Annotated in this window: 13 protein-coding genes and 2 tRNA genes; 2 read left to right on the top strand and 13 right to left on the bottom strand. The window is 59.3% G+C overall.

Annotated elements, in window-relative coordinates:
* Positions 1 to 46: 46 nt before the first annotated feature.
* Positions 47 to 1,465 (bottom strand): AMP-binding protein, encoded by a 1,419-nt coding sequence (locus WOB96_RS12945; protein WP_341371714.1) that lies wholly within the window; start codon positions 1,463 to 1,465, stop codon positions 47 to 49.
* A 538-nt stretch (positions 1,466 to 2,003) separates the two neighbouring features.
* Between WOB96_RS12945 and cysE the strand changes: the two genes are divergently transcribed.
* Positions 2,004 to 2,813, top strand: a complete 810-nt coding sequence (gene cysE / locus WOB96_RS12940) for a serine O-acetyltransferase (RefSeq protein WP_341371713.1) — start codon at positions 2,004 to 2,006, stop codon at positions 2,811 to 2,813.
* Positions 2,814 to 2,861: 48 nt separating this feature from the next.
* Here the strand turns inward: cysE and WOB96_RS12935 are convergent, their stop codons facing one another.
* The 10 genes from WOB96_RS12935 to WOB96_RS12890 form a co-directional block, all read right to left on the bottom strand.
* Entirely contained in the window at positions 2,862 to 4,115 is a 1,254-nt protein-coding gene (locus WOB96_RS12935) for a putative glycoside hydrolase (protein WP_341371712.1), read from the bottom strand.
* A 492-nt stretch (positions 4,116 to 4,607) separates the two neighbouring features.
* A tRNA-Glu gene (locus WOB96_RS12930) sits at positions 4,608 to 4,683 on the bottom strand.
* Between the two features lie 52 nt (positions 4,684 to 4,735).
* Entirely contained in the window at positions 4,736 to 4,894 is a 159-nt protein-coding gene (locus WOB96_RS12925; RefSeq protein ID WP_341371711.1) for a hypothetical protein, read from the bottom strand.
* A 54-nt stretch (positions 4,895 to 4,948) separates the two neighbouring features.
* A tRNA-Ala gene (locus WOB96_RS12920) sits at positions 4,949 to 5,024 on the bottom strand.
* A 37-nt stretch (positions 5,025 to 5,061) separates the two neighbouring features.
* Entirely contained in the window at positions 5,062 to 6,096 is a 1,035-nt protein-coding gene (locus WOB96_RS12915; protein ID WP_341371710.1) for a class I fructose-bisphosphate aldolase, read from the bottom strand.
* A 65-nt stretch (positions 6,097 to 6,161) separates the two neighbouring features.
* Positions 6,162 to 7,493, bottom strand: a complete 1,332-nt coding sequence (locus WOB96_RS12910; RefSeq protein ID WP_341371709.1) for an HDOD domain-containing protein — start codon at positions 7,491 to 7,493, stop codon at positions 6,162 to 6,164.
* A 38-nt stretch (positions 7,494 to 7,531) separates the two neighbouring features.
* Positions 7,532 to 8,452, bottom strand: coding sequence for a flagellar motor protein MotB (gene motB, locus WOB96_RS12905; RefSeq protein WP_341371708.1), 921 nt, complete (start codon positions 8,450 to 8,452; stop codon positions 7,532 to 7,534).
* Positions 8,453 to 8,502: 50 nt separating this feature from the next.
* On the bottom strand, positions 8,503 to 9,354 hold the full coding sequence (gene motA, locus WOB96_RS12900; protein ID WP_341371707.1) for a flagellar motor stator protein MotA: 852 nt from the start codon (positions 9,352 to 9,354) through the stop codon (positions 8,503 to 8,505).
* A 158-nt stretch (positions 9,355 to 9,512) separates the two neighbouring features.
* Entirely contained in the window at positions 9,513 to 10,436 is a 924-nt protein-coding gene (locus tag WOB96_RS12895) for a c-type cytochrome (protein ID WP_341371706.1), read from the bottom strand.
* A 19-nt stretch (positions 10,437 to 10,455) separates the two neighbouring features.
* Complete coding sequence (locus WOB96_RS12890; protein WP_341371705.1) at positions 10,456 to 11,136, bottom strand: c-type cytochrome; 681 nt, start codon at positions 11,134 to 11,136, stop codon at positions 10,456 to 10,458.
* 240 nt (positions 11,137 to 11,376) lie between these two features.
* On the opposite strand from WOB96_RS12890, the gene WOB96_RS12885 reads away from it, so the two are divergent.
* Positions 11,377 to 11,823: a response regulator gene (locus WOB96_RS12885; RefSeq protein WP_341371704.1), complete on the top strand. Its 447-nt coding sequence runs from the start codon at positions 11,377 to 11,379 to the stop codon at positions 11,821 to 11,823.
* 17 nt (positions 11,824 to 11,840) lie between these two features.
* On the opposite strand, the gene cysS is transcribed toward WOB96_RS12885, so the two are convergent.
* Together cysS and gltX are read right to left on the bottom strand one after the other, a co-directional pair.
* Positions 11,841 to 13,238, bottom strand: coding sequence for a cysteine--tRNA ligase (cysS, locus tag WOB96_RS12880; RefSeq protein ID WP_341371703.1), 1,398 nt, complete (start codon positions 13,236 to 13,238; stop codon positions 11,841 to 11,843).
* Entirely contained in the window at positions 13,225 to 14,640 is a 1,416-nt protein-coding gene (gene gltX / locus WOB96_RS12875) for a glutamate--tRNA ligase (protein ID WP_341371702.1), read from the bottom strand. Before gltX ends, cysS begins: the two co-directional genes overlap by 14 nt.
* Positions 14,641 to 14,648: the final 8 nt, after the last annotated feature.

Here is a 14,648-nt window from a genome sequence, read left to right as displayed (position 1 = left end):
TTCACTCTTGTGAGTTACTCGCTGTCTGGCGAGGGTCGGGACGAATTTACATGTAGGCACGAATGTCCAGGTGCTGCACCAGCATCTGCAATTTGCCACGCGGGGTCCGGTCCAGATGATCGACCACCCGGACCTCCACGTCGCACATGCCCTTGAGCTTCTTGTCCATCGCCTGCAGCAGTCCATCCACCGCACCATCCGGCAGGGGCCTGGAGGTAAGCAGATTGAGGACCAGATGCCCTGGGCGGAACTGTTCGAACTGGGCGGCATCGACCATGGAGAAGTAGGCGGAATGCGCCGCCCCCATGGATGTTACGGAAACCAGCCGCTTGTCCTTGCACACCATGAACTCCTGCATGCGACCCTCAAGCCGCTCGCAAGCCGGATACAGGGGCAGGTCGGGATGAGGCTTGTCACTGAGGACGGCAAAGTCGCCGGTGCGGTAGCGCAGGAAGGCCATGGCGTGATTGTCGTAGCTCGTACCGACCACCTCGCCAAGGACTCCCGGCTCGGTGATCGGCTTGCCAACCTTGTCCACCAGTTCGAACTTGCCGTACTGCGGCCAGAAGAAATAGCGATCATCGTCGGGCATGGAGGCCGCCATGAGAACCCGCTCGGAATGCCCATAATGGCGTAACACAGGGCAGCCAAAGACTTCACGCAGGAAATCGAGCTGGACATCCAGCGCACTCTCGGAATAGAGCAGGATGCCGCGGATGCGACTGGTCACGTCTGGCGCAGGATGTTCCCGCAACCAGTTTGCCAACGGCTGAATCAGGGATGGATAGGCCTGAATGATGGTCGGCTTCCAGCGCCGCATGGCCTCGATGTAGCCAGGCATGCGAGCCTCGTCCATATGATCAGGACTGAACATGAGATGTCGCTTGATCGGCTCATACGCCCAAAAAGGTCCCTGGGCCCGCACCGCGGTCGGCACGCTCCGCCCACGCAGGGCCAGGATGATATCCTGCGGATCGAGCCCGACCCGCGCATGGAAGTCATCCATGAAGGCGTATTCGCGGGGACGGGTCACGTTCTTTTCCAGATAGAATTTCATCGGTGTGGAAGTAGAGCCACCGGTGAAGGTGACCAGTCGATGAGCGGGCTGACACTGCCTGGAGGCAAACGATTCGAGGTCCGCCTTGATCTCTTCCTTGCTCAGCAGGGGAAGTTCACGAAGCATGTCTTCCGGGGACATGTCCTTGCCCAACAACTTTCGATACTGCTGGTAGGCAGGCACGGTATTGATGGCCCAGCGTAGACTGCCTTCTAGCTTCCGCCGGGTCAGCAACTGAATGTGACCGGCATCCCTGCGCGCAAGCTCCGAGCTGAAGCGATGATATTGCGCGCCGTAGCGCACGCCTTTCGGAACCCATGAGTAGAGCCGGCCAACAGAAGATTTGAACCATTGGGGCGAAGCCTGATAGGCCCCCAGGAAAGGATACAGAACGTCTTCGATCGGCATGTGCAACTCCGGTTGATTTGCCAGAAGCTTATTCCCGCCTCTGGCGGGATTTCTTTTATTTCCAGGACATGGACGCGACAGACGCCAGCAGGGAACCGGCGTCAGGACGCTCCTACTGCACAATTCAAGTGATCTGCCGAGACATTGCGAAACATGGCGGCCCAGTCCCATACCCAGCCAGACACATCCAGACAGCGGGTTCCCTTGGTGTCCGCCAACCTGTATCACCGCTCAGGCAACACAGATCAGATCATCTTCCCGATGCGGGAACTTTTCGTGCAACCAAGGTAATCCAGTGGGAAAACGGAAAAATCGGGTGAAGGCCCGACAGTCTAAAGTCCTAGGTCTGAGGTCACTCGCCAAAACCGAGAAATTGCCAGCAAAATCCCCCTAAAAGCAAAACCGTTCCGCAATATAAAAGCTGACTCTGGCTTGCCCTTGGAAACTGTCCAGCTTCTGGCCAGATTCCAGATCCTGAAGCCGGACGGCCTGTTCAGCATTTTTAACTCTTTTTTTCGTGCCGACCATCCGAGGATGTATGGACAAGACCAGTACAGTGGCGGCTGTTGGAAGGGGGAAGATTTCATTGTGGCAGCACTTCAGGGAGGACATTGCATGTGTATTCGAACGCGATCCTGCTGCCCGCAATAGCTGGGAAGTGATCACCACCTATCCAGGCGTCCACGCCTTGTTGCTCTATCGGCTGGCACACCGGCTCTGGCAGCGAAACTGGCGCTATCCCGCCCGCCTGCTGAGCTATGCGGCACGCCTGTTCACGCAAATAGAAATTCATCCGGGCGCCCAGATCGGCAGACGCTTTTTCATAGATCATGGCGCAGGTGTCGTGATTGGAGAAACTGCTGAAATCGGCAATGATGTCACTCTCTATCACGGCGTGACCCTGGGGGGGACGACCTGGAATCCGGGCAAGCGCCACCCAACCCTGGAAGATGGCGTGATCATCGGGGCCGGAGCAAAGATTCTTGGCGCAATCAGGATAGGTCGCAATGTCCGGGTAGGCGCAAACTCCGTCGTTTTTGCCGATGTGCCTGCCGGAATGACTGTGGTCGGCATTCCGGGCAAGGTGGTGTTACCTATGGATCAGCGCAGGATCACTCCTCAGGGCATTGATCTTGATCACCATCTCATGCCGGATCCGGTCGGCAAGGCCATTTCCTGCCTGATCGACCGGATAAACCAGCTTGAAACCGATCTGGCCGAGCTTAGAACCACGGCGTGCAATCGAAGTCTGGCAGACACTTCTGTCAAGTTCGACCTTGCCGAAACCCATCTTGTCAGTTTCGAAGAATATGAGCTTGCCCGGCCAACCGCCCACAACGCGCAATAAAAAACCCGGGTCGATAGACCCGGGTCCGAATGTTTTAACCTGCGTGGATCAGCGCTTGACGAGAATGATGCCGTCCTTGGCAGGAATCGTGATATTGCCATTGACTGCCTGACCGTTGTTGACGCTACGATCCTGCCTGCCGGCTATGCGCTTGTAGCTGTAGCCAACGTTCACGGTTACATTGCTGCCGGTCGGATTCACCAGCACCATGCCCTTCTGGAACAGCCTGCGGTACACCCCCTTGGACCAGGGTGATGTTTGCACCCCCTGGGTAGGCTGCCCGAGACTGACATCATACTCGTCAAACCAGGGCAAAGAACCATAGCCCTTGTTCTGGTCAGTGTAGGAGTAGTAGCCGTTGTTCATCAGCGTGGAAGTCAGACCAAAACGGAATAATTTGAAATTATATGGGCTTCCCCAGACATTAAAACCAACCAGCTTGGGACCCGTGGTATTCGCCATGGCGCCATTGTAGCGCGCCATCATCTTGTCCCAGCCAGCCCAGTTGATGATTGACCAGGATTTTCCCATCTGGCCTTCGAGGAAGTTGCCTTGCATCTTTCCCTTATATTCAGGCATGGAAAGATCGCTATCGGCGTTACTCACAAGCATGGCGTTTGGACGCAGTTGCTTTGCGCGATTCCATTCGGCGACGTGGCCATTACGGATAGCCGAGATGGCAAGTGAGCTTCTGGCAGAATCATTACGTCTATCGAGATTCCAGTCCGCAGTGACGCGTGGACGATCAAAGACATTATCGAAATACCAGACATCCATTTCGGGTACTGCTTTGAAGAACTTGTTGTAATCACGTTCAGCCAGCCATTGCGGCCAGCGCTTGCCTTGTGCATCAGTCCTGGTATGGGAAGACATGTTGGTTTCATAGGCATTATAGGCACTGGTCCAGGCGGTCATTCCCCCGCTGGCATTACGGAGCCACCAGTTCTCCTGGTTTAGTTTCCGCGCCTTGTCACCATCCGCGCCACTGGTGTTGTTTTGCATTTCATTGAGAATCGTGTACTGCCCTACCAGGAGGTTGGGATTTTTTGCCTTGAGCGCTTTTACGGCGGCACGCATGCCCGTGTAGCCCCCGTAAGAGTATCCAGACTTCCAGCCTGGATAGAAACCCAAAATCGCAACATCCGCACGGCTGATCTGTTGCTGCAGAGCAGCATTATCATAGGCTTTGTTTCCAATGACCATCCCCATGACCCGGGGATAATCATGGGTATAGGCTGAGGCATCCATGGACATGCCACCGGCTAACAAGGCACCTGCTACCATAAGTGAAATCTTATTCATGTTGCTCCCTTACTCAGACTTCAGGCTGAAGATTTAGGTCTTCCGACCACGGTACCACCGAGGGAAAAGACAGGAGCCTTCCAGGGAAGTTCATCATCTTTGCCCTTAATCAGACTAAAGTCGTAGTCAATCCTGGCCGGAAGTCGTCCGATTCGAGCGCTTTGAAAACCGCCACCCAAAGGCACGGCCATAGCATTCATGCGGGTTCCAGAGGAATGCACCCGACCACAGCCCGGCAACTTGAAACGGGAAACTGGCCAGATAAAAAACTTCCCCTTAAGTCGGATAATGAATTTCGGATCCAGCGGCACCTTTGCCAGAGCAGTCAATCGACAAGCTGGGGGCAAAGTCTTGCTGAAACGTGGCGAGAGAATCTCATCCCATAAGATATCATTATATGAAATTCATATTCAGGTGATTTAAAGGCCCTGATATACTTTTTATGGCACAAAAAAACCGCCTCGGCGATAGCCGGAGGCGGTTGCTATGAGATGGCGTCCCCATGGGGATTCGAACCCCAGTTACCTGCGTGAAAGGCGGGTGTCCTAGGCCTCTAGACGATGGGGACGCAGAAAACGTTGCCTAGTGTATTCAAAACATGGCCAACTGGCAATATCGGATCAGGGTTCCTGCATCCATGCGACTGCCGCAACCAGCAGCACCAGAAATCCAATCGGCACGAGTATCCAGCCATTGGTTTGCCAGGCATAGGCGAAGCCGATGACGAGTCCTGCCAAAATCATCAGGACGCCGATTCCGGTCAGAATCTTTGCAATCATGCCAGGGTCCTGAAACAAACGAGGCTAGACATGGTCTAGCCTCTCTGTTTAACTTGGTGGAGCCAGGCGGGATCGAACCGCCGACCTCTTGAATGCCATTCAAGCGCTCTCCCAGCTGAGCTATGGCCCCCTAGTGCGGCGTAATTTACAGGGGCTCCCCGGGACTGTCAAGCAGAATTTTGCAGATTTTGCTCCTGCGCCGGATCATACTGCCCAAGTCGCGCCAGGCTGTTGAGCCGTGCCCTCGCCAGCAGAATCTGCTGGGCCTCTTCCCGGTTCTCGGGCCTGCCTGCCCAATGCGTCAGGACTGGCGACTGCAGCGCCCGGCTGAATGACGAACTCAGCACCCAGGGTGCATGCCTGGCGAGTTCATTGATGGCATTGAGCCGCTCGGTAGCTTCCTCGGCGCCCTGCCCCCCAGACAGAAAGAAGATGCCCGGCACGGCGCTTGGCACGCTGTGACGCAGTACCCGGAGCGTGGCCTCGGCAACCTGGACGGCGGATGCCTGCTCTCGGCTCTCCAGCCCGGGCACGACCATGTTGGGCTTGAGCAGCATGCATTCGAGGCTAACTCTCTGCTGGTGCAGTGCATGAAAGACGCCCAGCAGGGTGCGCTCGGTTGCCTGCGTACAGGCTTGAAGATCATGCGCCCCTTCCATGAGCACTTCGGGTTCGACGATCGGTACGATGCCCTGTTCCTGACAGAGCGCAGCATAGAGGGCCAGGGAGCGGGCATTTTCCACAATGGCCGTGTCACTGGGCTGGCCTGGGCCGATGCGCAGGACGCCCCGCCATTTGGCAAAGCGGGCGCCGGCCTCGTGATAGCTGATCAGTCGCTCACGCAGGCCATCGAGCCCCTGCGTGAAGGTTTCTCCAGGGAATCCGGGCAGGTCCGATGTGCCCTTGTCCACCTTGATGCCCGGCAACATGCCCTGCTCTTCGAGCAACTGCGGCATGGACTTGCCAGAGGAGGCATTCTGCAGCAGTGTCTCCTCGAACAGGATAACGCCGCTGATGTACTCTCCCAGCCCTGGCGTGCTGAAGAGCATTTCCCGGTACTCCCGGCGCGTCTCCTCTGTAGACGCCAGCTGCACGGCGCGAAACCGCTTTTCGATGGTGCGCTGGCTTTCATCGGCGGCAAGAATGCCCCTGGAGCCAGACAGCAGCCGTTCAAGTGTTTGTTCCAGTGTCCTGGTCTGCATGATCACCCCCGGTCAAGAGATTCACGGGTTTAGACAGTCCAGGCCGGCGCTGTTTCAAAAAATTGTCAGGCGGGATGGGAAAACATGGTGAGCTCCCGCGAGATGCGGTCGCAGCAACTGCGAAACTGCTCGAAGGCCTGGCCATCGAGGCCGCAGTCTGGCGATCCCCTATCGGCATAGCAGATACCCAACGGTTTGTCTGACACAAAAAGAGACGCCACGAAGAACTCCCGCATCTCCAGGTATGACTGGAGTTCATAAGATGCCTGGGCCCGTGCGGAGCGCTGCTCGCCGGCCCTGATCCAGCGGGCTTGCGGGCCGGAGAGCAATTCGAAGAAAAATTCGTCCTTCTCCCGCTCGAGTTGGAACTGGTGCAGGCCTGAGCCGGCCTCCACGCCATGAAAATAGCGGCCCTGCAGGCTGGCGTGATCTGGCGTCAGCAGCGCAAAGACGATGCGCGACAGGCCAGCCTGCTCCGACAGCTCGCTGAGCCGGGCCTGGATGAGCTGTCCCGGGCTGGACCATGAATGCGGAGCTGCATCCTCGCCAATTTCCTGGCGGGGCAAGGGGCAGGCGGTAGCGACAGGTACGGATTCCTGCAGCACCGGAAAGAATGGAACGAAACTGCTGATGTCCATTGCCAGCCAGTCCTTGATTTCGCGGATGGCGGCCACGGCCTGACGGAAGATATCAGTTTGAAGTTCGACCACTGGCAGCTTGAGCATTTCGGCAACGCGATGCAGGCGAGTCTGCTGAAGCGGATTGTCAAAGCCCTGAGCTGCGTCCCTGAGGATCAGGCAGGCCAGGTTGACCAGCATGGCGCGCCGGGGAATGAGGGCATCGGCGTCCAGGGCCTCCTGCAGGAGCTGGGGCAGGTTCCAGGCCCGCGCCAGTGCTGCATTCAGATTCGCAGTGGGTATATCGAATCGGGGTGCTTGCTGTGGAGAGCACACTTCGAGCATCAGTGCGGCGAGATCATGCAGGGAAGCCGCCACGAAACTTTCAGCGTAATGCAGATCTTCGTCATGAAAGGCCCAGTGCCTGGCAAGGCGCCCGCAGAGATAGGCGTAATGGCATTGGGCGACGAAACGGGCGCGGCGGGCGGGCGTCAGCAGGTCATCCACGTCGGGACTGTTCTCCACCAGATCCAGCAGAGCGCTTTCCCCCAGCAACAGAACGGCCTGTTCGAGCGTGCCGATCAAGCGATCCGGAGACCTGCTGACCTTGCGCAATAGGCACGCGCTCAGCAAGGAATCATGGGAGAGGATGTCTGCCAGTGCGGGCGCGCTGGCAGAGCCGCTTTTGATCAGGGCCTGAATCTCCAGACGGCTGCGCCGCAGGATGGGGATTTTCGTACTGGAGAAGGTATCAATCAGTGCCTTGACTTGCTCATCCACGGGCGCCTCCTCCGGCTCCATCCTTGATGCGCCAGATGTCAATCTGATTCAGAAGCATGCCGGACACCCAGGGCCTGCGGCTGGAGCGGCTGGCCGGTCCCGACTTCCAGACTGGCGCCGCTGTTCTTGCGCAGGGCATCCTCGGCCTTGCGATTCATCACGATGATGGAAATGCGCCGATTGATGGGATTGAAGGCATCCTTGTCGTCATAGAGCACCGAGGACGACAGCCCCTGCACGCGCATGAGCTTGTCGCCGTTCAGCCCGCCCATGACCAGCTCGCGGCGGGCGGCATTGGCGCGGTCGGCGGACAGCTCCCAATTGCTGTAACCCGAGCCGGTGCCGGCATAGGCGCGGGCATCCGTATGCCCAAGGATGCTGATGCGATTCGGCAGTTCGTTGATGATGGGCGCGATCTCGCGCAGGATGTCACGGGCATAGGGTTCGAGCCGGGCGCTGGCCAGTTCGAACATCGGGCGTTTGGCCTCATCCACGATCTGGATGCGCAGGCCCTCACTGGTGATGTCGATCTTGAGCTGATTGCGAAATTGTCTGAGCACCGGGCTTTTGGCGATGGCCGCTTCGAGTTTCTTCTTCAGGGCTTCGAGCCGGCTCGTGTCATTCTCGACCGCCTTGGTAGTGATGGTCTTGCGACCCTCGTTGGTCATTTTCACCTGGCCGGTTGAGCGGGTCAGGTCCTCGCCGCCCATTTGAATGATGCTCTCGGCGTCACCGGCGCCGGAGCCCCCGGACATGGACACCTTCATGGGATTCTTGAAGTATTCCGCGATGCCCTGCAGATCTGCCCTGGTGGTGGAACCGAGCAGCCACATCAGCAGAAAAAAAGCCATCATGGCGGTGACGAAATCGGCATAGGCCAGCTTCCAGGCGCCGCCGTGGGCGCCATGGGCCGCCTTCTTGATCTTCTTGATGATGATCGGACGCTTTTCGGGAGTCATGCCCTATCCTCGCAGTCGATCATTCGCGCATTCCGATCAGACATCCCTGCCTATTTCCCCTTCAGATGCGCTTCAAGCTCCATGAAGCCCGGGCGCTCGGTGGAGAACAGCACCTTGCGGCCGAATTCGACTGCCGTCTGCGGGTTGTATCCATTCATATAGGCGATCAGACAGACCTTGATGCTCTGGAAATACTTGGTGGATTCCTGGGCGCGCTCGGAGAGCGCGCTGGCCAGTGGCCCGACAAAGGCATAGGCCATCAGGATGCCGAGGAAGGTGCCCACGAGTGCGGCGGCAATGAGCTTGCCCAGTTCCGCCGGCGGCAGGCCTACCGACTCCATGGTATGCACCACGCCGAGCACGGCCGCCACGATACCAAAGGCCGGCAGGCCATCGGCAAAGCGCTGCAGGGCATGGACCGGCACCTCGGTCTCGTGGTGGTGGGTCTCGATGTCGATGTCCATGAGATTGTCCATCTCATGCACTTCCAGGTTGCCGCTGACCATCATGCGCAGGTAATCGGTGATGAACTCCACGGCATGGTGATCCGCCAGCACCATGGGTGCGGCCTGGAAGAGATCGCTCTCCTCGGGGGCCTCGATGGTGCCCTCGATGGCGAGCAGGCCTTCCTTGCGCACGCGGGCAAAGATGTTGTAGAGCAGGCTCAGGGTTTCGAGGTAGAGCGCCTTGTCATAGCGGGAGCCCTTGAGGATGGTCGGCAGGGCCTGAATGGTTGCCTTGAGCGCCTTGGGGCTGTTGCTTACCAGGAAGGCGCCACCGGCAGACCCGAAGATGATCAGCAACTCGACCGGCTGCATCAATACGGCGATGTGGCCCCCGGCCAGCAAAAACCCACCCAGGATGGCCGCGATCACCAGTACATATCCAACGACTACCAACATCCACTGCCCCCGATTCTTGTTCTGCGGCTCGAAGCCGATCTTGTCGTTCCAGGCCAGTAATATAGACCGAAAGTCTGATATTGAACATGTGGCAGGCCAGTAGACATACAAAAAGCGGGCCCGAAGACCCGCCTTGAATTGCTGGCTTCAACCGCTGATCAGCGCGAGGCCTGCAGCGCCCCGGCTTCGCCGTAGTGACAGTTTTCGTTGTGGAAGTGCTGCCTGGTTTCCGCCACATTTCCTTTGAAGCGCGGATCCTGCGGCCGTGGCTGGCTGTCCATGTAACTTGCCACGTCCCAGGCGTTCTGGTCGGTCAGGCTGCCGCCCTTGCCCAGCGGCATGTTGGCCTTGATGAAGCCGGCGGCGGTATCAATCCGATGCATGCCGGCGCCCCAGTTGAAGGAATCGGCTCCCCAGAGCGGCGGGAACACATACTTGCCACTCACTTTCTGGCCTTCACCATGCGTTCCATGACAGACCGCGCAATTGGCGGCATAGACCCTGGCACCACGCTCAGCACTTGCCTGAAGCGGCGGCTTCTCCAGCTTCAGATAACCGCGCCCGGCCATCTTGCTGTCGCCGGTGGGAGCACCCTTGGCCATCCAGTAGGCATAGGTGGTCAGCGCATTCATGACTTCGCTGTCCGCAGCCGGTGGCTTACCGTTCATGCTGAACTTGAAACAGCCCTGCAGGCGCTCCTGAAAGGTGTTGACGTGCTTGTTCTTGCTGCGATAGGCCGGGTAGGCCACATAGGCGGCCCACATGGGCGCGGAGTTCGCGCGCCGGCCGCGATCCAGATGGCAGTTGGCGCAGCTCAGGCCATTGCCGGCGTAGCCTTTGGCATAGGTCGGCGTATCCAGGAAGATCTGTTCCCCCTGGCGGACCAGCTTGCCGAACTCGTCATGCGGAATTTCCTGGGGCGGGATGAAGTAGGCCGCGCCTTTGACGACCGGCTTGTGCGCAACTGCCAGATGTCTGGTTTGCATTTTCGCTTCGGCCGAGGCGTTCTGCTGCACACCTGTCAGCAGGTAAAATCCCGCGAGCGCGAGCAGGCCCGCGCGGATCATGCTTGTTTGTTTCATTGTTGCTCCTGGAAAGCGATTACTGTGAATCTGAAGCGGATAGGGCTGATACCGCGGATGCTGCTGGCAGGACCGCAAGGTAGGCGGCAACGGCGCGGATGTCCGCGGCGTCGAGCTTGTCGGCGACCGCCTTCATCAATCCACCGGGATCATTGCGGCGATCACCCTGTTTCCAGGCATTGAGCTGGGCCTGGATATAGCTGGCATGTTGTCCTGCCAGCGCGGGAAAGCTGCTGCCCACACCAGCAGCATTGGGGCCGTGGCACTGAAGGCAGGCCGGCAGGTCGCGCTGGCGCCAGTCGCCGACACGCGCCAGGGCCTTGCCACGCGCGTTCTCCGCAACACCTGCTGACAGCGGTTTGTACGGCGCCTGCTGCGCGGCATAGTAGGCGGCGACCGAGAGCCGCTCTGGCCCGGACAACGCTTTTGCGATGGGCGTCATGATCGGGTTCTTGCGGGTGCCGGTCTGGAACGCCTCCAACTGCGCTGCAAGATAATCAGGGTTCAGGCCGGCAAGGCGCGGGAAACCAGCCGATTCCAGGCCTGCGCCATCGGCCTGGTGACAACTCATGCAGGCCGTGGCGCCCTTGCCATTGCCCTGAGTGGCGATCCGCTGACCACCCTCTTCGGCGCTGGCGGGACCTGCAAGGCCCAATGTGCTGGCCAGGGCCAGACTCGATAGGAATAAGAATTTACGCATGTCTCCCTCTTACTTATAAACATATTGTTATCTGCTGATGCAGGTCCGGAAACTTAGCAGACGAAGAATATCGCTGGCAAGCGAGGCCTCAACCGTAGAAAACTCCCTATATGGGCATTGGCAAAGCGCTTCTGGTAATTAAGGCGGAAAACCATCATCGGATGCCAGCCGATCAGGGCCTTGCTAGAGTAAGTTGAATTAAAAGAGGGGCTGCAATGGGCAGTAAGAGGGGGAAAGGGCGTGACCCAGAAATATTTACTTTTGGTGGAAGACAATCCGGATGACGAAACACTGGCACGTCGCAGTTGCGAGAAGGCTCTCAAGGATGTGTTGCTGAGGGTGGCGCATGACGGCGCAGAGGCCCTGAGCATGCTTTTCCCGCCAGAACCGCTTTCCCACCTGAAGACACCGGACCTGATCCTGCTGGACCTGAAATTGCCGAAGGTCTCCGGTTTCGAGGTCCTTCGGGCAATCCGGGAGAATCAAAGCACCTGCTTCACTCCCGTAGTGGTCATGTCGACCTCCTCGGAAAACAGCGACATCGAAAGGGCTTACCAGATCGGGGCCAACGCTTTCATGCGCAAGCCGGTCAGCTACGAGGCCTTCCGGGATGCCATGCACATGGCCTGCCATTTCTGGCTCAGGCACAACGAAGTGATCGCCAGATACGCCGAGGCGGCGAGTTAGCGAAAACGACCCAGCCCTCAGCCGCGTCGCCAGCTGGTTCCCTGAGCGGAGTCCTCCAGCACGATTCCCTCTTCCAGCAGCTGCGCGCGAATCCGGTCGGCCTCGGCATAATCCCTGTTTTTCTTGGCGGCCGCGCGTTGGGCGATCATATCCTCGATGCGATCAGCATCCAGCACCGCACCCGCCCCTCCCTGCAGAAAGGCAAGCGGATCTTCCTGCAAGAACCCCAGCATGTCCCCGGCATATTTCAAAAGACCGGCGAACCGGGCGGCCCGCGCCGGATCACTGGCGCGGGCACGATGCACCTCATGGGCAAGATCAAAGAGCACCGCCAGGGCCTCGGGGGTATTGAGGTCGTCGTCCATGGCGGCGATGAAGCGCTCACGCCAGGCGGACAGTCCCGCCGGTATCTCTTCGAGCGACACATAGATCGCGGGCTCGACATCCCTGAGCGCGGTGTAGAGCCGGGTCAGGCCATTTTTGGCAATTTCGAGATTTTCCTCGGAATAATGCAAGGGGCTGCGATAGTGGCTTGAAAGCACAAAAAAGCGGATGACTTCGCCGCCATAGCGCGGCAGGAGCTCGCGGATGCTGAAGAAATTGCCCAGGGACTTGGACATTTTCTCTTCGTTGATCCTGACAAAGCCGTTGTGCATCCAGATGTTGGCGAAGTGGCAGCCGGTCGCGCCCTCGCTCTGGGCAATCTCGTTTTCGTGATGAGGAAACTGCAGGTCCATGCCGCCGCCGTGGATGTCGAAATGCGCTCCCAGGGCGTCGATGCTCATGGCCGAACATTCGATATGCCAGCCGGGCCGCCCCGCGCCCCAGGGCGAATCCCAGGCCGGCTCGCCGGGCTTGGCCGCCTTCCAGAGCACGAAGTCGAGCGGGTCGCGCTTGGCCTCATCAAGTTCGACACGCGCACCGGCCTCCAGGTCGTCCAGGCTCTTGCCGGAGAGCTTGCCGTAATCGGCAAAGCTGCGCACGGCATAATAGATATCACCATTGGCGGCGGCGTAGGCGTGGCCCTTGTCGATCAGGGTCGCGATCATCTCGATCATGTTCGGCACATGCAGGGTGGCGCGCGGCTCCAGATTGGGCGCCTGCACATTGAGGGCACGCTCGTCCTCGTGCATGGCATCGATGAAGCGCTGCGTCAGGGCCTCGATGGACTCCTGGTTCTCGGCGGCGCGGCGGATGATCTTGTCGTCGATATCGGTGATGTTGCGGACATAGGTGACCTTCAGGCCGCGGGCACGCAGGTAGCGCGCCACCAGATCGAAGGTGATCATCACCCGCGCATGACCGAAGTGGCAGAAATCGTAGACCGTCATGCCGCAGACGTACATGCGCACGTGATTGGGCTCGATGGGTGTGAGCGGGTCCTTGCGACGGGTAAGTGTATTATAGATCTGCATGGGCCATCTCCAGCGCGGTGTGCAGGCGGGCGGCGGCGCGTTCGCCGCCAATGAGGGGCAAGAGGGCCGCGAGTTCAGGTCCGTGGGTCTGCCCGGTCAGGGCAACGCGCAGCGGCAGAAAAAGTGCCTTGCCCTTCTGACCGCTCAAGGCGGAAACTGATTTTGCCAATGCCTTGAAATCGGTGCCGCTGTCAGCCAAGCCGGACAGCGCGAACTGCCAGAAGCCTTTTGAAGTGGATTGCAGGATGCCCTCGGCGTCCGGTGCGATGGCCGGCTCGCCAAAGCAGACCGCCGCCCAGAGCGCGGCATCTTCGGGAATCGAGAGGTTCGGGCGCACCGCTGCCACGAAGGCCTCGCGCGCGGATTCGGGCACGAGACCATCTACTTCAGGCGCCATCCAGTCCCAGACGCGCTGCCAGGGCAGATTCAACAGGGCCTGGTGTTGCCAGAAGGCAAGCTGCTGGGCATCGAAACGCGCCGGTGAGCGGCTCAGGCGCTCCACCTTGAACTGCGCCGCCAGCGCCTCCAGACCCAGCAGGGCCTCGCTTTCCAGTGGGTGCCCGAGACGCGTAAGATAATTATTGAGGGCCTCCGGAAAAAATCCGCTGGCGCGCAGTTCCTCGACCGTGCGCGAGCCGTTGCGCTTGGACAGGGGCTGACCGTCCTCCCCCACGATCAGCGCCATATGCCCATACTGCGGTACTGGCAGATTCAGGGCCTGGAGGATCAGGATCTGGCGCGGGGTGTTGCTCAGGTGGTCCTCACCGCGCAGCACCAGGGTGATGCCCATGAGGGCATCGTCCACGGCATTGCAGAAGAAAAAAGCCGGACTGCCATCGGCGCGGCGGATGATGAAGTCGCCAATATCTGCGCTGGCAAAGCGCTGCGGTCCGCGCACGGCATCATCGAAGCCGATTTCCTCATCATCGGGCACGCGAAAGCGCAGGGTGGGCTGGCGGCCGACGGCCTCATGCGCGGCACGCCCGTTGGCGTCGAGATGCCGGCAGGTACCGGCATAGCGTGGCGCCCGGCCCTGGCTCAGTTGCAGCTTGCGCGACAGGGCCAGTTCCTCGGGCGTGCAGTAGCAGGGATAGGCGTTGCCCTGGGCTTCCAGGACGGCATAGAAACCCTGGTAGATGGCATCGCGCCGGGACTGGAAATAGGGCGCCTGCGGCCCCTCCACTTCCGGTCCTTCCTGCCAGTCCAGCCCGAGCCAGTGCAGATCCGCCATGAGTGCTGTCACATACTCGAGCCGCGAGCGCTCGGCATCGGTATCCTCGATGCGCAGCACGAACTTGCCGCCTAGCTTGTGCGCCGCCAGCCAGGAAAAAAGCGCGGTACGCAGGTTACCCAGATGAATGAGCCCGGTGGGGCTGGGTGCGAAACGGGTTTTAGTGGTCATGGGCGCTA

It is taken from the genome of Thermithiobacillus plumbiphilus (assembly GCF_038070005.1).
Taxonomy (GTDB): domain Bacteria; phylum Pseudomonadota; class Gammaproteobacteria; order Acidithiobacillales; family Thermithiobacillaceae; genus JBBPCO01.
Note: the sequence above shows the minus strand (reverse complement) of the source record. Positions and strands in the feature narration are given on the sequence as shown.

Coding starts and splice junctions, on each gene's coding strand:
- WOB96_RS12945 (WP_341371714.1), bottom strand. CDS start 1,465: ATGCCGATCGAAGACGTTCTGTATCCTTTCCTGGGGGCCTATCAGGCT.
- cysE (WP_341371713.1), top strand. CDS start 2,004: ATGGACAAGACCAGTACAGTGGCGGCTGTTGGAAGGGGGAAGATTTCA.
- WOB96_RS12935 (WP_341371712.1), bottom strand. CDS start 4,115: ATGAATAAGATTTCACTTATGGTAGCAGGTGCCTTGTTAGCCGGTGGC.
- WOB96_RS12925 (WP_341371711.1), bottom strand. CDS start 4,894: ATGATTGCAAAGATTCTGACCGGAATCGGCGTCCTGATGATTTTGGCA.
- WOB96_RS12915 (WP_341371710.1), bottom strand. CDS start 6,096: ATGCAGACCAGGACACTGGAACAAACACTTGAACGGCTGCTGTCTGGC.
- motB (WP_341371708.1), bottom strand. CDS start 8,452: ATGACTCCCGAAAAGCGTCCGATCATCATCAAGAAGATCAAGAAGGCG.
- motA (WP_341371707.1), bottom strand. CDS start 9,354: ATGTTGGTAGTCGTTGGATATGTACTGGTGATCGCGGCCATCCTGGGT.
- WOB96_RS12895 (WP_341371706.1), bottom strand. CDS start 10,436: ATGAAACAAACAAGCATGATCCGCGCGGGCCTGCTCGCGCTCGCGGGA.
- WOB96_RS12890 (WP_341371705.1), bottom strand. CDS start 11,136: ATGCGTAAATTCTTATTCCTATCGAGTCTGGCCCTGGCCAGCACATTG.
- cysS (WP_341371703.1), bottom strand. CDS start 13,238: ATGCAGATCTATAATACACTTACCCGTCGCAAGGACCCGCTCACACCC.
- gltX (WP_341371702.1), bottom strand. CDS start 14,640: ATGACCACTAAAACCCGTTTCGCACCCAGCCCCACCGGGCTCATTCAT.